The 22,036-nt window shown below is 74.4% G+C and carries 21 protein-coding genes and 1 pseudogene; all 22 read right to left on the bottom strand.

All coding sequences use genetic code 11. The features are described from left to right. Positions 1-161: 161 nt before the first annotated feature. A complete protein-coding gene (locus tag THESUDRAFT_RS10715; protein WP_006904811.1) occupies positions 162-515 on the bottom strand; it encodes a SpoVA/SpoVAEb family sporulation membrane protein in 354 nt (117 codons plus the stop codon). Continuing rightward, on the bottom strand, positions 512-1,882 hold the full coding sequence (locus THESUDRAFT_RS10710; RefSeq protein ID WP_423219091.1) for a stage V sporulation protein AE: 1,371 nt from the start codon (positions 1,880-1,882) through the stop codon (positions 512-514). Before THESUDRAFT_RS10710 ends, THESUDRAFT_RS10715 begins: the two co-directional genes overlap by 4 nt. 171 nt (positions 1,883-2,053) lie before the next feature. After that, on the bottom strand, positions 2,054-2,530 hold the full coding sequence (locus THESUDRAFT_RS10705; protein ID WP_006904809.1) for a SpoVA/SpoVAEb family sporulation membrane protein: 477 nt from the start codon (positions 2,528-2,530) through the stop codon (positions 2,054-2,056). Positions 2,531-2,562: 32 nt separating this feature from the next. Continuing rightward, on the bottom strand, positions 2,563-2,784 hold the full coding sequence (locus THESUDRAFT_RS10700) for a dodecin family protein (protein WP_006904808.1): 222 nt from the start codon (positions 2,782-2,784) through the stop codon (positions 2,563-2,565). A 486-nt stretch (positions 2,785-3,270) separates the two neighbouring features. Beyond that, positions 3,271-4,026: a sigma-70 family RNA polymerase sigma factor gene (locus THESUDRAFT_RS10695; protein WP_006904807.1), complete on the bottom strand. Its 756-nt coding sequence runs from the start codon at positions 4,024-4,026 to the stop codon at positions 3,271-3,273. Positions 4,027-4,206: 180 nt separating this feature from the next. Beyond that, a pseudogene (gene spoIIAB, locus THESUDRAFT_RS10690) lies at positions 4,207-4,626 on the bottom strand (anti-sigma F factor); the annotation flags it as partial. Positions 4,627-4,697: 71 nt separating this feature from the next. Continuing rightward, on the bottom strand, positions 4,698-5,051 hold the full coding sequence (locus tag THESUDRAFT_RS10685) for an STAS domain-containing protein (protein ID WP_006904805.1): 354 nt from the start codon (positions 5,049-5,051) through the stop codon (positions 4,698-4,700). A gap of 116 nt (positions 5,052-5,167) precedes the next feature. Then, positions 5,168-6,481 (bottom strand): D-alanyl-D-alanine carboxypeptidase family protein, encoded by a 1,314-nt coding sequence (locus THESUDRAFT_RS10680; protein ID WP_006904804.1) that lies wholly within the window; start codon positions 6,479-6,481, stop codon positions 5,168-5,170. A 62-nt stretch (positions 6,482-6,543) separates the two neighbouring features. After that, the gene (gene selA, locus THESUDRAFT_RS10675) at positions 6,544-7,974 is read right to left on the bottom strand and encodes an L-seryl-tRNA(Sec) selenium transferase (RefSeq protein WP_006904803.1); all 1,431 of its coding nucleotides are present in this window, start codon (positions 7,972-7,974) and stop codon (positions 6,544-6,546) included. Then, a complete protein-coding gene (xerD, locus tag THESUDRAFT_RS10670; protein WP_006904802.1) occupies positions 7,974-8,939 on the bottom strand; it encodes a site-specific tyrosine recombinase XerD in 966 nt (321 codons plus the stop codon). Before xerD ends, selA begins: the two co-directional genes overlap by 1 nt. Positions 8,940-9,001: 62 nt before the next feature. Further along, the gene (ald, locus tag THESUDRAFT_RS10665; protein WP_006904801.1) at positions 9,002-10,156 is read right to left on the bottom strand and encodes an alanine dehydrogenase; all 1,155 of its coding nucleotides are present in this window, start codon (positions 10,154-10,156) and stop codon (positions 9,002-9,004) included. Positions 10,157-10,634: 478 nt separating this feature from the next. After that, positions 10,635-11,342 (bottom strand): stage II sporulation protein M, encoded by a 708-nt coding sequence (locus THESUDRAFT_RS10660; protein ID WP_006904800.1) that lies wholly within the window; start codon positions 11,340-11,342, stop codon positions 10,635-10,637. Between the two features lie 216 nt (positions 11,343-11,558). Next, complete coding sequence (locus THESUDRAFT_RS10655; RefSeq protein WP_006904799.1) at positions 11,559-12,110, bottom strand: NUDIX hydrolase; 552 nt, start codon at positions 12,108-12,110, stop codon at positions 11,559-11,561. Continuing rightward, positions 12,061-13,200 carry a DUF3866 family protein gene (locus tag THESUDRAFT_RS10650; RefSeq protein WP_006904798.1) on the bottom strand — a complete coding sequence of 380 codons (1,140 nt, stop codon included), beginning with the start codon at positions 13,198-13,200 and terminating at the stop codon, positions 12,061-12,063. Before THESUDRAFT_RS10650 ends, THESUDRAFT_RS10655 begins: the two co-directional genes overlap by 50 nt. A 269-nt stretch (positions 13,201-13,469) precedes the next feature. After that, a complete protein-coding gene (locus THESUDRAFT_RS10645) occupies positions 13,470-14,534 on the bottom strand; it encodes a hypothetical protein (protein WP_006904797.1) in 1,065 nt (354 codons plus the stop codon). A gap of 147 nt (positions 14,535-14,681) precedes the next feature. Further along, positions 14,682-15,758: a Glu/Leu/Phe/Val dehydrogenase dimerization domain-containing protein gene (locus THESUDRAFT_RS10640; protein WP_006904796.1), complete on the bottom strand. Its 1,077-nt coding sequence runs from the start codon at positions 15,756-15,758 to the stop codon at positions 14,682-14,684. A gap of 25 nt (positions 15,759-15,783) precedes the next feature. Next, positions 15,784-16,905: a Leu/Phe/Val dehydrogenase gene (locus THESUDRAFT_RS10635; protein WP_006904795.1), complete on the bottom strand. Its 1,122-nt coding sequence runs from the start codon at positions 16,903-16,905 to the stop codon at positions 15,784-15,786. A 245-nt stretch (positions 16,906-17,150) separates the two neighbouring features. Then, positions 17,151-18,218, bottom strand: coding sequence for a hypothetical protein (locus THESUDRAFT_RS12505; RefSeq protein ID WP_051009335.1), 1,068 nt, complete (start codon positions 18,216-18,218; stop codon positions 17,151-17,153). Beyond that, complete coding sequence (locus tag THESUDRAFT_RS10625) at positions 18,215-18,955, bottom strand: glycosyltransferase family 2 protein (RefSeq protein ID WP_006904793.1); 741 nt, start codon at positions 18,953-18,955, stop codon at positions 18,215-18,217. Before THESUDRAFT_RS10625 ends, THESUDRAFT_RS12505 begins: the two co-directional genes overlap by 4 nt. Further along, complete coding sequence (locus THESUDRAFT_RS10620) at positions 18,952-19,821, bottom strand: copper transporter (RefSeq protein ID WP_006904792.1); 870 nt, start codon at positions 19,819-19,821, stop codon at positions 18,952-18,954. Before THESUDRAFT_RS10620 ends, THESUDRAFT_RS10625 begins: the two co-directional genes overlap by 4 nt. A 92-nt stretch (positions 19,822-19,913) precedes the next feature. After that, on the bottom strand, positions 19,914-21,035 hold the full coding sequence (gene steA / locus THESUDRAFT_RS10615) for a putative cytokinetic ring protein SteA (RefSeq protein ID WP_006904791.1): 1,122 nt from the start codon (positions 21,033-21,035) through the stop codon (positions 19,914-19,916). Positions 21,036-21,222: 187 nt separating this feature from the next. Then, positions 21,223-22,035, bottom strand: coding sequence for a sporulation transcription factor Spo0A (gene spo0A / locus THESUDRAFT_RS10610; protein WP_006904790.1), 813 nt, complete (start codon positions 22,033-22,035; stop codon positions 21,223-21,225). Between the last annotated feature and the right edge of the window lies 1 nt (position 22,036).

Raw genomic sequence — 22,036 nt, 5'->3', positions numbered from 1 at the left:
GCGGCGACCTGGCGCGGGTGTCCCGGCGGCCTGGGGCCTCTCGATCCCGGCGGCGCGATGGTCTCAAAGGGCGCCCTGAAGGGCGCTCGCCGCCGGGCGCCGGACCTCGCCTTCCGGCAGGCGCCAAGCCCCTGCCACCGGGCGCACACCCCCTTGGTCGATCAACCCTTGGGATTGAACAGCAGGGCCGTGAGCAGGCCGCCCAGCACCGCCACCGTCAGGCCCAGGGCCGTCGCCGCCAGGCCGCCGGCCAGGATCCCGGCCAGACCCTGCCCCGCGCCCTTGAGGGCACCTTCCACCAGGGCGAAGCCGAAACCCGGCAGAGGGATGGTGGCGCCGGCTCCCGCCAGCTCGACCAGGGGCCGGTACAGGCCCAAACCGCCGGCGATGGCGCCCAGCACCACGAAGAGGACCATCACATGCCCCTGGGTGAAGCGGGGCGGGGTCAGGTCCAGGACCAGCTGGGCCAGGGTGCAAAGGGCCCCGCCCACCACGAAGGCCCAGAAGTAGCTCATCGCCCGTCCCTCCCGCCGCCTGTGCCCCCGCCGGTCCCGCCGCGGGGACCGTCCTGCGGGCTGGTGCCCGGCGGGACGCGGTCCACCTCCAGGGCCACGGCGTGGGCCACCGTGGGCAGGCTGTCGCCCTGCTTGTAGGTGGTGGTGCTGTGCAGGCAGCCGGTGCACACCAGGAGGATCCGGTCAAGATCGCCCTGCTCCATGCGCCGCAAAAGGTAGCCGGCGCTGACCATGCCCGAACAGGCGGTGCCGCTGCCGCCGGCGTAGACTCCCTGGGAGGCGTCGTACAGCATCAGGCCGCAGTCGGCCAGCACCCCTTCGGCGTCATACCCCTGCTCGCGCAGCAGTTCCACCAGCAGCCGGTGGCCGTAGCGCGCCAGATCGCCCGTCACGATCAGGTCGTAATCACCAGGACGCCGCCCCGTGTCCTGCAGGTGCTGGCGGATGGTGTCGGCCGCCGCCGGCGCCATGGCCGAGCCCATGTCGAAGGGGTCCGTAAGCCCCATGTCGATGACCCGGCCAAAGGTGGCGTGGGTGATCACCACGGGCAGGCCGCCGCCGGGCCGGCCGTGGCCCGCGCCCCTTGCCGCCGCGCCTCCGGCCGGCCGGTCCGCCCCCGCACCCGCCCCGACCCGGTTCCGTGGGCCGGGTTCCCCGGCACCGCCGGTGGCGCGGCCGGCGTCAGGGGGTGACGTGCCTCGTGCCTCCGAGGGATTCTCCCCGGCGGTCCATCCCTCCGGCAGGGGGCGGGCCTCCCCCACCAGCACGGCCGCTGCCGCCCCCGTGGCCGTCCATTGGGCCGTGGCCGGCCGCTGGTTGCCCAGCTCCGTGGGGAACCGGTACTGGCGTTCCGCAGTGTCGTGGTGACTGGAGGTGGTGCAGAGGACCCGGGAGGCATACCCCGCGTCGGTCAGCAGGGCCCCCAGGCCCAGGGCGGCGGCCCAGGTGGCGCAGGCGGCAAACAGGCCCAGATAGGGGATATCCAGCTCGGCTGCCGTGAAGCTGGCACACGTCAGCTGGTTCATCAGATCCCCGGCCAGGTGGAGATCGATGTCCGCCGGCTCCAGCCCGGCCTTTTCCAGGGCCAGCACCGCCGCGTCGAGGGACATCCGCCGCTCCGCCCGCTCCCAGGACCGCTGCCCCAGCAGCCGGTCGGGGTAGGTGCGGTCCCAGTAGGCGCCCAGGGGACCTTCCGCTTCCTTGGGCCCGGCCACGGCAGCAGCGGCGGCGATGCGCGGGCGGTTGTGGAACACCAGGGTCTGCTGGCCGGCCCGGCGGCCCTGGCCCTGCCGCCGGGCCGGGCCCAGGTGCGCGCTCCGCCCCTTTTCCAGCAAGCTCGCAATAGCCGTCAGCGAAGCCACCCCCATCCCCCCCCTGACCCCACCTCGATCCTCGATCCTGTCGCCTTGGTGCCTGGAGGCTGCCCGATCACCGCGGGGCTGCCGTCGCCCCCACCGGGTGCGGGGCTGCCGTCGCCCCCACCGGGTGCCGGGCGCCAGGTAACGGACGCGCAAGGTACCGGACGCCGCCTCGCCGCGTCAGGGCCCGCCCAGGGCGGCCCGGGTGCCGCCCAGCAGGGTCAGCAAGCCCGCCATCACCGTGGCGGCGGCGACGCCGTAGACGATGACCGGGCCGGCGATCTGGAACATGCGGGCCCCCAGCCCCAGCACCCAGCCCTCGCGCTTGAACTCCATGGCCGCCGAGCCGATGGAGTTCGCAAAGCCCGTGATGGGCAGGAAGGCCCCCATGCCACCCACCCGGCCCAGGTCGTCGTACACCCCCAGCCCCGTCAGGAAAAGCCCGATCAGGATGAAGGCCGCCGCGGTCCAGGAAGCGGCGTCGGTGGCCGGCAGGCCGGCGTTCTTCAGCAGGTTGAGGACCACCTGCCCGGCCGTGCAGATGCTGCCGCCGACAAGAAAGGCCATCAACGCGTTGCGGGCGATGGGCTTGGGGGGCAGGATGCGCTGGACCGCCTTCTGGTACGCCTGGGTCTGCTCCTTGCTTGCCCTTGCCATGGACGTTCCCCGCGACGACCGGCGCGGCGCCCTCAGACGCCGCGCCGGCTGTTGTCGACCTTGAAGGCCACCTTGACGTTGGCCTTCCACTCGACAATCCGGCCGTTGTCCACGTTCGCCGTCAGGTTGGCGACCTCCACGCCGGAGACGTTGTCGATGGTCTTGCAGGCTTCCGCCACCGCGTTGCTAACGGCATCGGTCCAGTCCTTGGTGGACTCGCCGACCAGCTCGATGACCTTCACCACGTCAGGCACGGCGCACCCTCCTCCACGTGGGTCGCCGGGAAGCGCCGCGAGCCGGACGAACCCGGCCGCCGGGCGCGGCCCGGCCGGTATAGGCCTTGGAGCGTTCCGCTGCTAGCCTTCCCGGCCCCCCGGAGCCCTATGCTGCGCCCGCCCGGCGCCCCAGGGTACACCGCCTCGCAGCACCCGGCGCCCAAACGACAGGGGGCCTCAAGGGAGGCCCCCTGCCTGCACACATCCAGCAAGACCGAAAGATCGACAAAGGCCCCACGATCAAGGCCCGTAGCCCCAGCACGCTGCACCGGTGGCGCGGTGCACCGTCACGCCCCTGGTGGGGTCCGGCGCCCCGCCTGCGGCATGCCTAGCGGGGTCCGGCGCCCCGCCTGCGGCATGCTGGGCGCGGTCCGGCGCCCGCCCCGGCGGCGGCCCGGTCCTTCGCTTTCCCCGGAGGACCTGCGGATTGGCGCCACGCTCCCCCAGGACCTGCGGGCCCGGGCGTCAGCAAGGCCCGCCCCGCACGGCGTCACCCGTGGCGGCGGCGGCCACCCCCTCACCCGCCAGCAGGCTGCGCAACCGGGCCAGGGCCATCTTCTCCAGCCGCGACACCTGGGGCTGGGAAAGGCCCACCGCCGCAGCGACCTCGGCCTGGGTCAGGTCGCGGAAGAAGCGCAGCGCGATGATGGTGCGCAGTCGCGGAGGCAACTGGGCCAGGGCGGCTCGTACGGCCACGGTGTCGCTCCAGTCCGGATCTCCCGGGGCCGGCAGCCGGTCGCCGCGGCAGGCGGCGTCGGGTTCGGCGGACAGGGGCTCGTCCAGGGACACGGGGCTCTGGGCCGCTTCCAGGGCGAAGGTCACGTCGGCCACGTCGCAAGCCAGCCGCTGGGCGACGGCGGCCGCCGGCGGCCGCCGTCCCAGCTCCTGCTCCATGGCGTCCGCCACCCTGCGGATCTCGGCGACCCGCGCGCGCATGGCGCGGCTCAACCCCGCCGGGTCGCTGGCCCGCAGCCAGCGGCGGATCTCCCCCAGGATCACGGGCACTGCGTAGGTGGAGAACTGGTAACCGCGGGACGGGTCAAAGCCGTCGATGGCCTGCAGCAGGCCGATGGTCCCGGCCTGGATCAGGTCGTCCAGGTCGTGGCCGAAGCTGGCGAAACGGCGGGCCACATGGCGTACCAGGGGCATGTGCAGGGCCACCAGCCGCTCCCGGGCCTCCCCGTCGCCCTGGCGCGCCCGCTCCCATAACCGATCCTCCACGGCCCCCGCCCCCTAGCGGCCGCCAGCGGGGCCTGCAGGTCCGGGTTCCTCCACCCGGCCTGCGGCCGCTTCCGCCTGGGACGGCGGCGCTCCGGTGGATGGCAGGGCTGCGGGGTGGGGCCCGGCGACGGCCGGGCGGGCCGGCTCTCCGGGCGTCCCGCTGCCCTCCTGGGGCCGGGGCCGCTTGTACATGCGGACCGTGGTTCCGGCGCCGGGCACCGACTCCACGTCCACCTGGTCCATGAAGGCCTCCATGAACGCGAAGCCCATGCCCATGCGCTCGGGGTCGGTGGAGAAGGCGGGCTGGCGCGCCTGCTCGATGTCCGCAATGCCGCGGCCGCTGTCGGCCACCTCGACCCAGAGGCGGCGGCCGTCGTGCCCGGCGCGGACGGTCACCACGCCATGGTCGTGGCCGTAACCGTGGACGACGGCATTGGTCACCGCTTCGGAGACGGCCACCTTGATCTCTTCGAGCTCGCTCAAGGTGAAGGGCAGCTGGGCGGCGAAGGCGGCCACGGCCACCCGCGCCACCCCCACGTTTTCCGCCTGGCTGGACAGGCGCAGCTCCAGCCAGCGAGGTGCGGTGGCGCGGCGGGACATGGCCCGGCCCTCCTTCCCAGGCTGGGGTGCGGCGGCACGAGGCAAGGCATGCACGGGCTCGGCACGGCGGCTCATCCCTGAACCACCCCCCGGCCCGCACCCAGCGCGGTGGGCTCGTCGTCGTAAAGGGGAATCCACTGCAGGATCCCCGCCATCTGCAGCACCGCCCGCACGTGGGGCGGTGCGCTGACCATGCTCACCCGGGCGCCGTCTTCCCGGGCCCGCCGGTACCGGCCCAGCAGGGCGCCCAGGCCGGAGCTGTCGATGAAGTGGACCTTCTGGAGGTTCACCACCAGATGGTCGTAGGCGCGCCGGCGGACGGCGCGCTCGATCTCCAGGCGGAAGACCTCGGCCCCATGCTCGTCGAAGTCTCCCGCCAGCCGGGCGACGAGGGTGCGTCCCGTCCAGTCCAGCTGGACCTGCAACGCCAACGCCTCCTATCGCCCTCTCTCCCCGATCTCCCCGGACAGCAGTTCGCCGCCGGCCCGGGGATCCCTGCCGACGGCGGCTTGCCGGGGACGACGGATGGCAGGCGGCGGTCCTAGCGCATAGGCCAGATCCAGCCGAAGAGGCGGGCCAGCAAGGTGGGCGGGCCGGCCCGTTCCACCGCCTGGGCGGCCACCACGGGGGCCGAGGCCAGCTCCCGCTGGCCGTCCCGGGCGACGATGCGCCCGACGCGCTGCCCCGGTGCCACCGGGGCCGGGACGGGCTCCGTCACCTCCAGGTCCCAGCGGACCCGGCCCCCCTCACCCCGGGGGACCGTCACACCAAAGACCTCTTCCACCGTCACGGGCACCTGCAACCGGCGGCCTTCGGCCACCCGTACCGCCCGCAGGGGCTGGCCGGGCCGGGCGACGGGCACCGAATCGAAGGAGGCAAAGGCCCAGTCCAGAAGGCGGCTGGCTTCGCGCCAGCGGGTGTTGCTGTCCGGCGCGCCCAGCACCACCACGATGAAGCGGTCGTCGCCCTTGCGGGCCGTGACCACCACCGACGGCCCCGACTCGTCGGTCAGGCCGGTCTTCAGGCCGTCGACGCCCTCGTACCAGGCCACCAGCTTGTTGGTGTTGGTCAGCCAGAACTCCCGGTCGGTCCCCTTGCGCAGCCAGTCCTCCCAGATGGAGGTGTAGTGCAGGATCTCCGGGTGATGGTTGATCAGGTAGCGGCTCAGGAGGGCCACGTCCCGGGCGCTCATGCGGTTGCCCGGCTGGTCGGTCAGGCCGTGGGGGTCCACGAAGCGGGTGCGGGTCAGGCCCAGTTCGGCCGCCCGCTGGTTCATCCGCTGGACGAACCGGTCCACGTCGCCGCTGATGTACTCCGCCAGCGCCACGCAGGCGTCGTTGGCGGAAGCGACGGCCACGGCCTTGATCAGGTCTTCGACGGTGATCCGCTCGCCGGCCTCCAGAAAGGCCGTGCTCCCCGGCGTGCCCTGGGCGCGGGGGCTCACCGTCACCTGGTCCTGCAGGCGGATCTGGCCGGCATCGATGGCCTCCAGGGTGAGCAGGAGGGTCATGAGCTTGCTGATGCTGGCCGGATGGCGGGGCTCGTCGCCGTTCTTCTCCCAGAGGATCTGGCCGCTGGCGGGGTCCATGACCAGCAGGGCGGCGGACCGGGCCGGGAAGCCGGGACCTCCTGCCTCCCCGGCATTCCCCGCCGGTGGCCGCTCGCCCGGCCCGGGGGCCGGGGCCGCCGCCACCGGGGCGGCCGGGGCGATGGCCAACACGCTGCCGATCACCACCGCCGTCACCGCCAGGGCGGCGATGCCGCGCTTCCACCCTGCAAGCCCTTCTGGCCGTCGCTCCGGCCGTCGCTGCCCCCCGGACCGGCCCCCGCCGGGCCGCCGACGCGGCTCGGGCACCCCACATCCCTCCTCGCGGATCACGCCTTCGCTCGGAGGTAGGTTTTCCCGGGGCAGGCCCCCTATGCGCCCGGCCCCAGGCGATCCAGGGCAGCGACTACGGTGTCGACGAGCACCCGCTCGTCCCCGGGGAGCAGGGTGCGCGGGTCGAACCACAGGACCTGGTCCTGGACCCGCGCAACCACCGGCGGCTCCCCCTGGCGCAGCGCCGCCGCCAGGGCGGCCGCGGGAAGACCGGGCGCTTCGATGCCTACCAGGGTGGTGGGCCAGGGGACCTCGGGCAGGCTCCCCCCACCGGCCTGGGACTCGCCGGCGGCCAGCCGGATGCGGGCCCGGGGGCCCAGGGCACGGCGCAGGCGGGTCGCCAGCCGCCGGGCCGCTCGGGCCAGTTCCTCCGGCGACCGGGACAGCATGGCCAGCACCGGCACCTGGCGGCGGGCCGCTTCGGGATCGAGGTAAAGGCGCAGGGTGGCTTCGAGGGCGGCCAGCACCAGCTTGTCGCACCGCAGGGCCCGCATCAGCGGGTGCCGGCGCAGGCGGGCGATCAGGTCGGCCCGGCCGGCGATGATGCCCGCCTGGGGGCCTCCCAGCAGCTTGTCGCCGCTGAAGGTCACCAGATCGGCTCCTTGGGCCACGCTGTCCCGAACGGCCGGCTCGCTGGCCAGCCCTGCTGCCTCCGGCCCGGCGGGCGGGAGCAAAAGGCCGCTGCCCAAATCGTCCACCACCGGCAGGGCGTGCCGCCGGCCCAGGGCCACCAGGTCGGACAGGGGGACGCTGGCGGTGAAGCCGATGATGCGGTAGTTGCTGGTGTGGACCCGCAGGAGCAGCGCCGTGTCGGGACCGATGGCGGCCTCGTAGTCCGACAGGCGGGTCTTGTTGGTGGTCCCCACCTCCACCAGCCGGGCACCGCTGGCGGCCAAAATCTCGGGGATGCGGAAGGAACCGCCGATCTCCACCAGCTGGCCGCGGGACACCACCACCTCCCGGCCGGAGGCGAGGGCCGCCAGCACCAGGAACACGGCCGCGGCGTTGTTGTTGACCACCAGGGCGTCTTCTGCGCCGGTCAGCCGCCGCAGCAGGTGGCGCACGTGCTCGAGCCGCGAGCCGCGGCCTCCCGACCCGGTATCGTATTCCAGGGTGGAGTAGCCGGCGGCCACGGCGGCCGCGGCCTCCACCGCCTCCCGGGCCAGGGGGGCCCGGCCCAGGTTGGTGTGCAGGACCACTCCGGTGGCGTTGATGACGGGCCGCAGCGAGGGGCGCGTCAAGGCTTGCAGCTGCCGGGCGGCAAGGGCCGCCAGCTCGTCCGCCGTGCGGGGTTCCTCTCCCTGCCAGCGGCGCCGGCGCTCGTCCTCGAGCACCTCCCGGACGACGGCCGTCGCCCAGCCTGCGGCAGGACCCGCGGCGGCCGCCCGCACGGCCGGGTGCCCCAGCAGGCGGTGCACCGCCGGGAGGCCGCGCAGGCCCTCCGCCGGACCGGACCGTCCGGATTCCATCACGTCCTTCCCCCTGCTCCGGACCCGGGACGGCCGCCGCCCGGCGCCATCCGGGGGTGGGCCCGGAGATAGGCTTCCAGCAGGTGGTGCCGTGTCAGATGGGTGTAGATCTGGGTGGTGGAGATGTCCGCGTGGCCCAGCAGTTCCTGCACGGCCCGCAGGTCGGCACCGCCCGCCAGCAGATGGGTCGCGAAGGAGTGGCGCAGGGTGTGGGGGCTCACGGCCCGGGGCACACCCGCCCGCCGGGCCGCCCGGCGCAAGAGGTGCCAGACCCACTGCCGGCTGAGGCGCCCGCCCCGCTGGTTGAGGAACAGCGCCCGCTGGCCCGGCCGGCGGGCCAGGGCGGGCCGCCCCCGTGCCAGGTACTGGCGGGTGGCTTCCACCGCCGGCGCGGCCACGGGAACCACCCGCTCCTTGCCCCCCTTCCCCCGGCAGCGCAGGAGGCCGTGATCCAGAAGCAGGTCGTCCAGATCGAGGCCGACCAGTTCCGAGACCCGCAGGCCGGTGGCATAGAGCAGCTCGAGCACCGCCCGGTCCCGCAGGCCCGCCGGAGAAGCCGGTTGCGGCAGCTCCAGCACCCGTTCCACCTCGTCCACCGCCAGGACCCGGGGCAGGGGGCGGCCGCCGCGGGGCGTGGCCATGCCCTCGGCGGGATCGTGCTCCACCTTCCCCTCGCTGGCCAGGTAGCGGAAGAAGCCGCGCAGGGCCGCCAGCCGGCGGGCCGCCGTGGCCCGGGACCGCCCGGCCCGCTCGAGCTGGTGCAGGTAGGCCAGGATCAGCGGGCGGGTGACGCCCGCAGGCTCCACCTGCCGGGCGGCGGCGAAGGCGGCGAAGTCGGCCAGGTCCCGGCGGTATGCTGCCAGGGTGTGGGCGGCCAGGCCGCGTTCGACCCGCAGGATCTCCAGGTAGTCGGCCGTCGCTTCCTGCCAGGCCCGGGTCGCGGCGCTGTCCTCCTGTGCCGGCATGCCAGTGGCCTCCCCCCAGGTCCCGGTGCGGGCGGCGCCACCCCGAGGCACCGGGCGCCGGCTCACCGCGTGCCCGCGGCGCCTGCTGCAGGTTCCAGGCCGGCTTCGGCCAGGGGGGTGTAGGGCAGCTGGTGGGCCTCCGCCACCGCCCGGTAGGTGAGGTGCCCCCGGTAGGTGTTCACCCCGCGGGCCAGGGCAGGATCCCGGCGTACGGCCTCCTCCACCCCCAGCCGGGCCAGGTCCAGGACGTAAGGCAGGGTGACGTTGGTCAGCGCCAGGGTAGACGTCCGGGGCACCGCCCCGGGCATGTTGGCCACGGCGTAGTGGACGACCCCGAACTTTTCGTACGTGGGGTGGTCGTGGGTGGTGACCCGGTCGATGGTGGCGATGGAACCGCCCTGGTCGACGGCCACGTCGATGATCACCGACCCCGGCTTCATGGACCGGACCATTTCCTCCGAAACCAGGCGCGGTGCCCGGGCCCCCGGGATCAGCACGGCCCCGATCAGCAGGTCGGCCCGCCGCACGGCCTGGGCCACGTTGTACTCGTTGGACATCAGGGTGGTGATGCGGCCGCCGTAGATGTCGTCAAACCAGCGCAGCACCTCCGCCCGGACGTCCAGCACGGTGACCCGGGCTCCCAGCCCCAGGGCGATGCGGGCGGCGTTGCGCCCCACGGTGCCGCCGCCGATGATCACCACGTCGGCCGGCGGCACGCCGGGCACCCCGCCCAGCAACACGCCCCGGCCGCCGTGCACCTTCTCGAGGAAGTGGGCCCCCACCTGCGGTGCCATGCGGCCGGCCACCTCGCTCATGGGGGTCAAAAGCGGCAGCGAGCCGTCGGGCCGCTGCACCGTCTCGTACGCGATGGCCGTCACGCCGCGGTCCAGCAGGGCCCGGGTCAGGGGCTCGTCCGCCGCCAGGTGCAGGTAGGTGAAGAGGGTCAGTCCGGGCCGGAAGAACCGGTATTCCTCGGGCAGGGGCTCCTTGACCTTGAGGATCAGGCTTGCATTCTCCCAAACCGCTTCGGGCTCGGGGGCCAGCCGGGCTCCGGCGCGGGCGTAGTCGTCGTCGGAGAAGCCGCTGCCCTCGCCCGCACCCCGTTCCACCCAGACCGTGTGGCCCTCCCGGACCAGGGCGTGGACGCCGGCCGGCGTCAGGGCCACCCGGTTCTCGTTGCTCTTGATTTCCCGCGGTACGCCAATCACGACGGGCATGCTGCTGCGCCTCCCGCTGGACCGGGTTTCCGGCCCGCCGCGCCCCTGTCCGGGCGGCGGCAGGAACCCGCCTTTGACCTGCGGACGAACCCGGCCCACCCGGCAGGGAAGCCGCCGGACCCGGCCAGGACCCTGCCCCGGGACCCTGCCCCCAGCGCCGGTGATCCCGCGGCCGGGCGGTCAGGCCCGTCCACGGCCTGACTGCGACGCGATGGTAGCACAGCCAGGTGCTGCCGGCAAGGTAAAGGCCGGCAGGCGGACCCGGCCCGCCTGCGGCGGGGTGAGGTCCACCCGGGCGATACCGGGCGGTGAAGGGGTGGCCGCTTGCCCGGCCGGACCGGGCCAGGGTGCAGCCGGCGTCTTCCCCTGACCCGCCCGCCGGGCAGGGGCCCCTCTCCGCGGGTGGCCAGGGGGCGCGGCAGGGCCGGGAGGCCGGCCTGCGGGCCGCTTGGGCGGGTCGCGAGGCCGGACGACGGGGTCAGAAGGCCAGGCGCTGGGCCAAGGCCAGCAGGCGGGGGGCCAGGTAAGCTTCCACGAGCCCGGAGCCGGTGGCCAGGACGACCGCCACCAGGCCAAGGGCCACATAGGGCGACCAGGGGGAATCCAGGGCCGGCAGGGCCCGGCGCCAGCGGCTGGCGGCCACCTGCACCGCCAGGCGGGTGGCGGCGGCGGCCACCACCAGGAGAGCAGGGACCTGCAACAGGTTGGGTGGGAAGATGCCGGCCAGGGCGATGACCAGGCCCCGCCATTGCCAGTGGGCGGCCAGGGCCCCGACGGCAAAGCCCAGGCTGTACCCGTGCAGGAAGAGCATGCCCAGGGTCACGGGCAGGCCGAGCACCAGGCAGCCCGCCCCCCAGGCCAGGACCACCTGGCGCAGGTTGCTGCCCGCCGCCTGCCACGGCAGGGAGGAACCCGGCCAGGCCCTGGCGGTCGGGCTGCCCCCTCCCGGCCCGGCAGGGCCGGGGGCGGCGCCGGCCCCCGACCCTCCGTCCGCGGGGCCTGCGGCCGCCGTCGCCAGCAGGTAGTCCAGGTACTGGCCTACCTGGGCCTGCTGCCCCGCGTCCAGCTGGGCCACGTGCAGGGCACCGGTGACGATGCCCACCACCAGGATCAGCGCCGCCAGGACCAGTGCCGCCTGGTGCTGCCGCAGGGTGAGGGCCAGAGCTCGGGGCAGGTACTGCAGCATGGGATGCCGCCCTCCCACAGCCGGACGTCCCCGGCCGGTCCCTATCACCCTATGCGCCGGGCGTCCTGTCCATGTGACCCGGTCTGGCAGGCGGGAGGGCCCGGCTGGCGGGGGGCGGGGGGCCGGACCGGCCCGTAGCCTCGACGGCCCCCGGGACCTGGCCGGCCACGCCGGGCCGTCCCGCGCCGGAACGGCCGCTCCCGCCCATTTCGGCCCTCACGGCTGCTCCGGGGCGGATTCGGCCAGAAGGCCGCCCCGCTCCAGGAGCAGCAGGCCGATCAAGGTCTTGGCATCGGCGATCTCCCCGCGCTCTGCCATGGCGAGGGCCTCGGCCAGAGGCACCGCCCGGACCGCAATCTCCTCGTCGGGATCGGGGTGGCGGTGGCCCGGCTCCAGGTCCTGGGCCAGAAACAGCCACTTGTACTCGCTGCTGTACCCCGGCGAGGCGTAGAACCGGGCCAGCAGGCGCCAGGTCCGGGCGCGGAGGCCCGTCTCCTCTTCCAGCTCCCGCCGGGCTCCCGCCAGGGGGTCTTCCCCGGGTTCCCGGCGGCCGGCCGGCAGCTCCCAGAGTTCCTGCCCGGCGGGCAGGCGGTACTGCCGCACCAGGAGGACCTCCCGGCGCGCCGTCACGGCTGCCACCACCACGCTGCCCGGATGGTCGATCCAGTCCCGAAGGGCCTCCTGGCCGCCTTCCAGGCGGACCCGGCTGCGCCGCACCTCAAAGATCCTGCCGTTCCAGACGGTTTCCGTCTCCAGGGGTGTCTCCACAGGCCGCCTCCTCTCCTGGGTGGTGGGCGGGCCGGGCCGGACCGCCGCCCTCTCGCTGCCGTGCCAGCCAGGCGGCCAGGATCCCGGCCGCCAGCCCGGCGTGGAAGAAGGCGGGGTCCTGGCCGGGACCCCGGCCCATGCTGGTGACGCTGGCGCCCTGAGCCCGCCACCAGGCGGCGGCCGGCGCGGTGAAGACCTCGACCGGTGTCACGGCGGCCCCGGCCGCCAGCTGCCCCAGCCGGCGGGCGGCCTCCCGTGGCAGAGGCCGCGGGAGGGCAAGCCAGGCCGGAGCCGCCAGGACCCCCAAAACGCCCGCCGTGTGGTGGCTGAGGCCCCGGTGCCGCGGCCGGCGGTCGGCCTGGCTGAGCCGCGGGACCAGAACCGGTTGGCCGCCCAGGGCGGCGGCCAGACCCAGGATCCAGGCCTGGTCCAGCCCCGAATGGCCCAGGGTCTCCCCCGTCCCCAGGATGCCCGGCCCCATCCCCGCCACCACCAGGGCGGCTCCCCGTGCCCGGGCCACCAGCAGGGCGGAGGCCAGGTGCACGGCCTCGTCGTCCCCGCCGAAGGCCTGTCCGGCGGTGACCACCCGCGCCAGCCACCGCCGCTCCCGCAAATCCTCCAGCAGCCGGCTGAAAGCCGCCGGCAGGGCACCGCCGTCGGTCATGACGTAGACCGCGCCGCCCTGTCCTCCCGCCCACCGCCATCCCGCCAGCACGGCCGGCAGCTGGCTGTGCAACTCCGCGGCCACCACGGGCAAGCCACCCAGGCCGCCGGGAAGGGGGCCCAGCCGCTCTTCCGCGGCCTCCACCCGCACCTGCAGGGGGGTGTATCGCAGTTTCATGGCCTCGCCCGTGCCGGGCGGAGGGCGCCGCCCGGGAATGGCGATGACCAGGTCGTAGCCGCCCGTGCCCAGTCCCAGGTCCACCGCGGTGGTGTTGAGCCAGACCCGGTCGCCGGGCTCGGCCTTGCCGACCAGGTCGGGGAAGGCGATGGCCCGCCGCCATTCCTCGCCGGCCCGCACCAGGAGCTCCTGGCGCCTGGGCGTGGAGGCCAGTACCCGTTCCACCGTACCCCAGAGGGTGTGCAGCAAGGGCGCCGCTCCCTTCCTCCCCGTCCCGCCCAAAGACACGGCCCCGGGAGGGGTCCCGGAGCCGGGTGCGAGAGACCGGCGAGGTGGCGGGCTCCGGCCCGCGCCTGGTGCAGGGGCCGGACCGTGGCGGGCACCGGAAGGCCGGGAGGGGCTCTTGACTCCAGGTCGCGCCTCGTGCCGGCCGCCCGTGGCGCCCCAGGCCAGGTGCCACCACGGCGGGGCGCCTCCCGGCCCCGGCCCGGGGCCGGCCAGCCGGAGCCGCCATCCGGCTAGCGGTCCTCCCCTTGCTCTTCCTCCCCGCCCTGTTCCAGATGCAGCTCGGGGTCGCCGTCGTCCGCGTCCGCTGTGACCGCCGCCTCGGCGGTGGCCTCCAGGTTCAGGGGTTCATCGTCCCCTTCCCCGGCCGCCGGGAACGGGGGAGCGGCCTGCCCCGGGGTCCCCTGGTCCGCCGCATACCCGGCGGGCGCTTCTCCCTCGCCGCCGGGCTCCCCAGCTGCGGTCCCCCGGGCCGCTGCCCGTTCTGCGGCCATCTGGGCCCGCATCTGGCGCCCCAGCTCCAGCAGGCGGTAGACCGGCGACTGGCGTACCCGCCGGTCCCGCATCTCCAGCAACTGCTCGTACACCTCAAGGAAGACCCGCGCCGCGGCCTCCACCACGCCGCCCGCCAGGGGGGCCGCCCCCGCCAGGTGGGTCGCCTCGCCCGTCCGGGCATTGGGCAGGGCATACAGGCCCACCAGCAGTTCCTGGCCAGCCAGGGTCACCAGCTCGCAGTCGACCAGTTCCAGATCCCGCTCGGCGGCCAGCAGCAGCGGGCGCAAGGCGTCCAGCACCGCCAGCAAGGCGGTGTGCGCCTGTTGCTTGCGCCGCGACCCGCCCGTGGCGGCGCCGTCCCAGCGGGCCGTTTCATCCCGGGGATCGCGGAAGGTGACCTCGATGCGGGTCTTGCCCGTCACCGCATCGGACTGGGTGACGAACCCGGCCAGCTCGGGCCGCACGGGCTCCCGCAGCGGCCCCAGGCCACGCACCTGGGCCACGCTGACCTTCTTGTGGTCGAGCCGCAGGCCGAACCGGGCCTGCAAGGCGCTTTCGATGTCGCGAACGATCTGCTTGGCGCCCCGGTCCACCGTGGCCAGCACGTGGACGGTCTGGATGGCGCCCCAATCGTTCACCGAGAGGCGGACCGCCAGGACGCCCGGCAGGCGCGAGAGCAGGTCTTCAATGTCGGAGCGGCGGACCGCCGGGCGGATCGCCGGCCCCCGCCCGACCCGGCCGGCCGGCCCGGGCCGGCCGCCGGCCGCCCGGGTTCCGCCGCGCGATGGTGGCTCTGCTGCCATCCCCACGTCTCCTCCCTGGGTCCCCGTCGCTTTCGCCGGGGCGGTGCCGCGTTCCTCCCGCCGGAGCCAGCCCCTCCGGAGTCGCAGGCCGGGGCCTGCCCGGTGCCTTCCCGGCAGCCGGCCCCGTCAAGGCGGCCGGAGCCCGGCTCAGCGCGGCCCGCGACCGGGCATGTGCAGCCGGCGCAGCCGGGCGATGGCGTGGATGCGCTGCTCCGCCAGCCGGTCGGCGGCTTCCGCCGTGGTGATGCCCTGTTCCCGGGCCATGGTGAGGATCGCCTTCACCTTGTCGTAGATGGTCGCCACCCGGGCGTAGGCCCGGTCCCGGTCGTAGCCGCCGGGGGTGTACTCGTCGGCCACGTGGATCACGCCGCCGCCGTTGATCACGTAATCGGGCGCGTAGAGGATGCCTCGCCGGGCCAGCTCTTCCCCGTGACGGGGTTCCGCCAGCTGGTTGTTGGCGGACCCGGCCACGATCCGGCAGCGCAAGCGGGGGATGGTCTGGTCGTTGAGGATGGCGCCCAGGGCGCAGGGGGCGAAGACGTCGCACTCCACGCCGTAGATGGCGTCGGGTTCCACCACCTCGGCGCCGAATTCGCGGGCGGCCTGCTGGGCGCGCTGGGGATCGATGTCCGTGACCACGAGCCGGGCGCCGGCCTCATGGAGAAGCCGGGCCAGGTGGTAGCCCACGTGGCCCATTCCCTGGATCGCCACCACCCGGCCCTGGAAGGATTCGTCGCCGAAGGCCTCTCCCAGGCAGGCCTTCATGCCCCGGAAGACCCCGTAGGCGGTGGCCGGCGAGGGGTCGCCCGAACGGCCGGGCAGGCCCACCACGTGCCGCGTCTCCATGGCCACGTAGGCCATGTCCTCGGTGCCCGTGCCCACGTCTTCCGCGGTGATGTACCGGCCGCCCAGGGACTCGACGAACTGGCCGAAGGCGCGGAACAGCATCTCCGACTTGTCCCGCCGGGGATCGCCGATGACGACGCTCTTGCCGCCGCCGAAGTTGAGCCCCATGGCCGCGTTCTTGTAGGTCATGCCGCGGGCCAGGCGCAGGGCGTCGACGATGGCCTCCTCCTCGCTGGCGTAGGGCCACATGCGGCAGCCGCCCAGGGCGGGACCCAAGGTGGTGTCGTGGATGGCGATGATCGCCTTGAGCCCCGTGGCCCGGTCGTAGCAGAACACCACCTGCTCGTGGCCCATGGTTTCCAGCTTGTCGAACACCAAGGCTCTCGCTCCTTTCCGGCCGGACTCAGCGGGGCGCCTCGCCGCCCGCCGGCGGCGGGCCGCCGGGCTCCGGGCCGTCCCCCGGCCGGTAGAACGTGCGCAGGGCAGCGGCCCCCGCCAGCCGCCGCCGGACCATCCATTCCGCGGCCTCCAGGGTGGTGATGGAGCGTTCCCGGGCGATCCGGAAGATGGCCCGCAGCATGGGGCCGATGGCAGCGGTCTTGCGCATGACCCGGTCCCGGTCGTAACCGTCCAGCTCGTCGGCCACCTGGATCAGGCCGCCCGCGTTGATCACGTAATCCGGCGCGTAGAGGATCTGCCGGTCCTGCAGGGCCGCCGCATGGCGCGGCTCGGCCAGCTGGTTGTTGGCCGCCCCCGCCACCACCCGGCAGCGAAGGCGGGGGATGGTCTGGTCGTTGATCACCCCGCCCAGGGCGCAAGGTGCGAAGACGTCGCAAGGCACGTCGTAGATGGCGCCGGGTTCCACCACCCGGGCACCATGCCGCCGCGCCACCGCCCGGGCCCGCTCCCCGTCGACGTCGGTGACGGTGACCTCCGCCCCCGCCTCGGCCAGCCGGCGCACCAGCTTGCCGCCGACCTTGCCGCAGCCCTGGACCGCGACACGACGCCCCCTCAGATCGCCGTCACCGTATACCTCTTCCAGGCAGGCCCGGATGCCCACGAACACCCCGTAGGCGGTGGTCTCCGAGCTGTCCCCGCTTCCTCCGTAGGCAGGCGGCAGGCCGACCAGGTACGGGGTTTCCCAGCGAGCGGCGACGAAGTCTTCGGGGTTCGTGCCGGCGTCGGTGCCGGTGATCACCAGCCCGCCCAGGGTCTGGACGAACCGGCCCAGCGCCCGGAACAGGGCCTCGCTCTTGTCCCGTCCCGGGTCGCCCCAGATGACCACCTTGGCGCCGCCGTAGTTCACCCCGGCCAGGGCGGATTTGGCGGTCATCCCCTGGCTCAGGCGCAGGGCGTCCTCCATCGCCTCCTCCTCGCCGGCATAGGGCCACATGCGGCAGCCGCCGAGGCCGGGGCCCAGCGTGGTATCGTGGACGGCCATGATCGCCCGCAACCCGGCCGCCGGGTCATAACAGAAGACCAGTTGCCGGTGGCCGCCGGCCGCCATGGCCTCGAAGACGGACACGCGCATCCCCCCGTGACGTCATCCCCCTGAGTGGTTCCCTCCCAGCATATGGGCCGGCATCCTGGGCCGGTGACCCGCGGTCCCGGGCTGCCGCCGCGGCAGGCGGCGGGCACGGCGGGCACAAGGAAGGGCCGTCCCGGGACGGGTACCCGCCGCCGTCCAGCGGCGCCGGGCTCGCGGTTCGGGACGGCCTCCAGGCCTCCGACCCCTTTCGTCAAGCGGCGCGTACCGTATCCCCAGCAAGATTACTCTTTCGGCCAGGAAGATCCTTGTGGGGTTGGGGAGGAAAGGGACTGGGTGCCCAGCCGGTCGGCCCAGCGCAGGGGCGGCAGGGCGTCGATCAGGCGGCTGAGGGAATGGAATTCACCGGCCAGATGCAGAGCCGCCAGCCCCACCAGCATCCCGGCCTGGGTGCCGGCCGGCGCGAGGGCGGCCAGCGCCCAGCCCAGGGCAGCCCCCAGGGCGTTGCTGCCGGCGTCGCCCAGCATGGCCCGCTCGCCCAGGTCCAGGGGAAGGAGAACCAGGGCCGCCACGGCCACGGGCAACAGGACGAGGGCGGCGGCAGGCAGGGAAGCGGCCAGGGCCAGCCAGGCTGCAAAGAAGGCCTTGAGGGCCCGCCCCGGGCGCCGGTCCAGCAGGTTCATCCCGTTGGCGCTGGCCGCCACCAGGGCCGCCGCCAGCGCGCGCCCGGGCAGGTCCGGGGCCGGGGGCAGCAGGGTCCAGGCCAGCAGGGGGAGGATCAGCAGTTTGAGGCGCCCTCCCGTCAGGGCTTTGCCGGCGCCCAGGTGTCCTCGCCAGCCGCGCACCGGCTCATCCAGCAGGTCGTCCACCAGGCCGACCAGGGCGGTGGCGGCGACCAGGCCCAGCAGGGAGGGACCCGATGCCAGGAGGAGGGCCAGGGGGCCGGCGGGATCCGCCGCCATCTCCCCGGGGGCGGCGGCGGGCGCACTGCCGCCGGCGGCGGCCTCGCCCCGCCGTTCCGGGCCAGCGGGACCAGGGGACGAGGGGATGCCGCCGGGCGCAGGAACTCCTACCGAGGCGGCCGGCAGGGATGCGGAGGCGGGCAGGTCCGGGCCGGGCCGGGAACCGGGCGTCGCCGCCCACGCGGTGACGGCCGCGGCCACGGCCAGCGCAGCCAGGGGACCAGCCACCAGGGCTACCCCCAGCCCCGTTACCACCGGCCGGCCACGATAGTTGGGACGAACCAGCCCGGCCCGGGCCAGGCGCTCCAGGAGGGCCAGGGCCAGCACCGCGGTCCCCGCCGCAGCCGCCGGTACGGCCAGGATCCAGCCCAGCTCGGCGGGGGTCATCACGGGGCCGCCACCCCTCCCCGGCGCCGGGCTGCCGGGTGCTGCCAGGCGCAAGCCGCCAGGGTCCAGGCGATGTGCACCAGCTGGTGGCCACGGTGCAGGAAGCCGGCCAGGTCCATGCGGGTGACCCGGTGGGCGATGGGGACGGGCACCTCGACCACCGAGAGGCCGGCCCGCAGCGCCGCCAGGGTGAGGGCCACCTCGATGCCCCAGCCCCGAGGGAGGGGCTGGACCAGCTCGAGGAGGGTGCGGCGCAGGATGCGCTGGCCCGACAGGGGGGCCTCCAGCACCCGGCCGCCCAGACGGGCCAGCCCCCAGCGGGCCAGGCCTACGGCAGCCCCCAGGCCGTGGCGTCCGGGCCGCCGCGGCGGGGCGGCGATGAGCATGTCGGCCTGGCCCGCCAGGGCCCGTTCCACCAGCACGGCCAGGCGAGCAGCCGAGGGGCCCAGGTCGGCGTCGGCAAACAGCAGCCACGGCGCCCGGGTGCGGGCGGCTCCGGCCAGCAGGGCCTGGGCCTTGCCCCGGCGGCGCCCGAGCCGGAGGACCCGGGCGCCCGCCGCCGCGGCCCGGGCGACCGTGGAGTCGGTGGAGCCGTCGTCCACCACCCAGACGGTACCCACGGCAGGACAGCGGGCCAGGGCCTGAACCGTCTCCGCCACCGTGGTTTCTTCGTTGTAGGCGGGCACCACCGCTTCCACCGCCGGCTCCTGGCGCGCCAGCTCCGGGCGGGCCGTACTCACCGGCCCACCCCCAGACCCTCCAGCCGGTCCTGCTGGCCGGCCAGGGTGAGGATCAGCGTGACCCGGGCTGCGGCCGAGCCGGCTTCCACCAGCGGGACCCCGGCACCAGCGTACACGGCGGCCCGCTGGCCGCCGGGGGCCGCCAGGCCGGCCACGGTGAGCCCTTCCCCTTGCAGGGCTTCCAGCAAGGGCCCCAGGATGGCTTCCGGTTCGTGGCCCGCCGCGTGCACGATGACCACCCCGTCCGGCCGGGCCGGTCCGTCGCCGGGGGCCGGTTGCCAGGTCAGGCCGCCCACGGCCGCCAGCCCGGCCACCCCTGCAGGAGGCTCGGCCTTCGGACCCTGGACCAGGGCTTCCGCCAGGGCCCCGGCGACGCCCTGGACCAGGTGCTGCCGGCCCGCCCCCGGGGTACCCAGGGCGGCCGCCGCCACCTCGGGCCAGCGGCCGACCAGCTGCGCCAGGCCGGGGTCGACCACCAGCCGGGCACCCGGGCGGGCCGCTGCAGCCTGGAGCAGTTGGGCCGCCTCCTGGGCCAGGGGCGCCTCGGCCTCGCCCAGCACCACCAGGGCGATCCTCCGGCCCGTGAGCCGGCCCTCCACCGCCAGGGAGGCCAGGGCCTGCTCGGCCTGGCCGTAGCGGGCCAGCTCGCTGCTCAGGCGCCGGTTCTCGCTGCGCAGGAGGGCGGTGTCCCGGCGCAGGGCGGCGAAGTCCTCTTCCAGGGAACGGATGAGGGCCTGCTGGCGCTCCAGCAGGGTCCGGTCGTCCAGCATCCCCGCGCCGATGAAGATTCCCACGCCCAGGGCGAGGAACACGGCCATCAACGTGAGCAGGTGATATCGCAGTCCCAGGGGACCCGGTCGTCCCACGACGCTTCCTCCCTTGGTCAACGCGGCGGTCGACGCGCCATGCCGGCGCCAGATGCGGGCCGGGGCCCCGTCCCTTGGGGGCTTGTGGCCCCTCACCACCCCAGGGCCACCCGCGCCTGCAGCCAGACCAGTTCCAGCCAGGTGCGCAGCCAGGGGGAGACGGCCACCATGGCCGCGACGGGAACCAGGGCCGCCACCACCAGGTGGGCCAGGTGCCGGCCGGTCAGCCGCGAGCGGTAGATCCGGCTGACGCCCTTGGCATCCACCAGGTGGGTCCCCACCTTCAGCCGCACGAGCAGGGTGCTGGCCATTCCCTCCCGCCCCTTGTCCAGGAAGTCCACCAGGTTGGTGTGGGTGCCCACCGCCACCATCAGGTCGGCCCCCGCCTGGTAGGCCAGCAGCATGGCCGCGTCCTCGCTGGTTCCGGGCGCGGCGAAGCGCACGGCAGGGAGCCCCAGGGAACGAAGCCGCTCCGCTCCCGGGGCCCGCCCGTCGGGGTAGGCGTGGACCACCAGCTCCGCCCCGCAGCAGAGGGCCCGGTCGGAGACGCTGTCCATGTCGCCGATGATCAGGTCCGGGCGGTAGCCTTCCGCCAGCAGGGCGTCGGCGCCGCCGTCGATGCCGATCAGCACCGGCCGCACCTCTTCGATGTAGGGCCGGATGGCGGCCAGGTCTTCCCGGTAGGCTGGCCCCCGCGCCACCAGCAGCACCTGCCGCCCCTCGAGCCGGGTGCGCAGCGGCGGCAGTTCCCAGCGCTCCAGCACCAGGTCCCGCTCGCGGCGCGCCCGCTCCAGGGTGTTTTCCAGGAACCGCGCCAGCTCCAGGTCCAGGTTGGCCCGGGCCCGGGCCATGCGTTCCTCCACGTACCGGCGCGTCAGAGGTGTGCCGCGGCCCAGGTACCGGTCGCCGCACCAGACGGTGGCCTCCTCCACCCGCAGGGGGTCGCCGTCGCGGATGCTGTTCAAAAGGGCCTCCCCCAGGCCGTCCAGGACCGGAATGCCGGCCGCCAGCAGGACGGCGGCCCCGGTGGCGGGGTACCGGCCCGTCAGGGTTTCTTCGGCGTTGAGGACGGCACGGACACCGGCGTCCACCAGCGAGCGGGCGGCCACCTCGTCCATGTCCCGGTGGGCCACTACGGCGATGTCGCCCGGGCGGAGGCGCCGCACCAGCCGCTTGGTCCGCCGGTCGACCCGCGCCGGACCGGTCACCCGCATGGGATGCCCTCCCCGTACCGGTTCCGCCACTGAATATTTCCAAATCCACCGGCGGTTATCGCAGGCCTGGGGGTGCCGGGTACGAGGAGGGAAATAAAAGGGCAGGGCCCCCGCCGGGCGGGGGTGCCCTGCCTTTCCTTGGCCGGCCGTGCTCTGGCGCTGTGCTCTGGCGCTGTGCTCTGGCGGGCTACTTCATGTTCATCCGCAGGCGGTCCGCCACCATGGCGATGAACTCCGAATTGGTCGGCTTGCCCCGGTCGGCGTGCACCGTATGGCCGAAGAGCCGGTTCACCACGTCCATGTTGCCGCGGTTCCACGCCACTTCGATGGCATGCCGGATCGCCCGCTCGACCCGGCTGGGCGTGGTGTCGTACTTGACGGCAATGGAGGGATAGAGCTCCTTGGTCACGGCACCAAGCAGCTCGACCCGGTGGACCACGCGCAGGATGGCCTCCCGGAGGTAAAGATACCCCTTGATGTGGGCCGGGATCCCGATCTGGTGGAGCAGGTTCGTCACTTCGACTTCCAGGTTGCGGTCCCGGGCCGGCGCAGGCGCCCGGCGTGCAGGCTGCCGCCCGGCTCCCGCGACCTGGCGGATGCGGTCCGCCAGGACGTCCAGGTCGAAGGGCTTCAAAACAAAGTAGCTGGCACCCAGCTCCGCCACCCGCCGGCTGACGGACTCCTGCCCGAAGGCCGTCAGCATCACGACCTGGGGACGGCGTGGCAGCTCCATGGCCGCCAGGGTCTCCAGAACCCCGATGCCGTCCAGGTGGGGCATGATGACGTCCAGCAGGACCACATCGGGTGCGGAGGACTGGATCCGCTCCACCACGTCCTGGCCATCGTGGGCGATGCCCACCAGTTCCATGTCCGGCTGCTGTTCCAGGTAGGTGGCCAGGAGCTCGCAAAATTCCCGGTTGTCATCGGCGATCAGGACGCGAATCGGCTCCGCCGGCAGGGCGGGCGCCGGCTGTGCCATAGCGGTTGCGGCCTGCACCATG

The organism is Thermaerobacter subterraneus DSM 13965 (assembly GCF_000183545.2).
Classification (GTDB): Bacteria; Bacillota; Sulfobacillia; order Thermaerobacterales; family Thermaerobacteraceae; genus Thermaerobacter; species Thermaerobacter subterraneus.
Note: the sequence above shows the minus strand (reverse complement) of the source record. Positions and strands in the feature narration are given on the sequence as shown.

Coding starts and splice junctions, on each gene's coding strand:
- THESUDRAFT_RS10715 (WP_006904811.1), bottom strand. CDS start 515: ATGAGCTACTTCTGGGCCTTCGTGGTGGGCGGGGCCCTTTGCACCCTG.
- THESUDRAFT_RS10710 (WP_423219091.1), bottom strand. CDS start 1,882: ATGGGGGTGGCTTCGCTGACGGCTATTGCGAGCTTGCTGGAAAAGGGG.
- THESUDRAFT_RS10705 (WP_006904809.1), bottom strand. CDS start 2,530: ATGGCAAGGGCAAGCAAGGAGCAGACCCAGGCGTACCAGAAGGCGGTC.
- selA (WP_006904803.1), bottom strand. CDS start 7,974: ATGGAATCCGGACGGTCCGGTCCGGCGGAGGGCCTGCGCGGCCTCCCG.
- xerD (WP_006904802.1), bottom strand. CDS start 8,939: ATGCCGGCACAGGAGGACAGCGCCGCGACCCGGGCCTGGCAGGAAGCG.
- ald (WP_006904801.1), bottom strand. CDS start 10,156: ATGCCCGTCGTGATTGGCGTACCGCGGGAAATCAAGAGCAACGAGAAC.
- THESUDRAFT_RS10660 (WP_006904800.1), bottom strand. CDS start 11,342: ATGCTGCAGTACCTGCCCCGAGCTCTGGCCCTCACCCTGCGGCAGCAC.
- THESUDRAFT_RS10645 (WP_006904797.1), bottom strand. CDS start 14,534: ATGGCAGCAGAGCCACCATCGCGCGGCGGAACCCGGGCGGCCGGCGGC.
- steA (WP_006904791.1), bottom strand. CDS start 21,035: ATGCGGGTGACCGGTCCGGCGCGGGTCGACCGGCGGACCAAGCGGCTG.
- spo0A (WP_006904790.1), bottom strand. CDS start 22,035: ATGGTGCAGGCCGCAACCGCTATGGCACAGCCGGCGCCCGCCCTGCCG.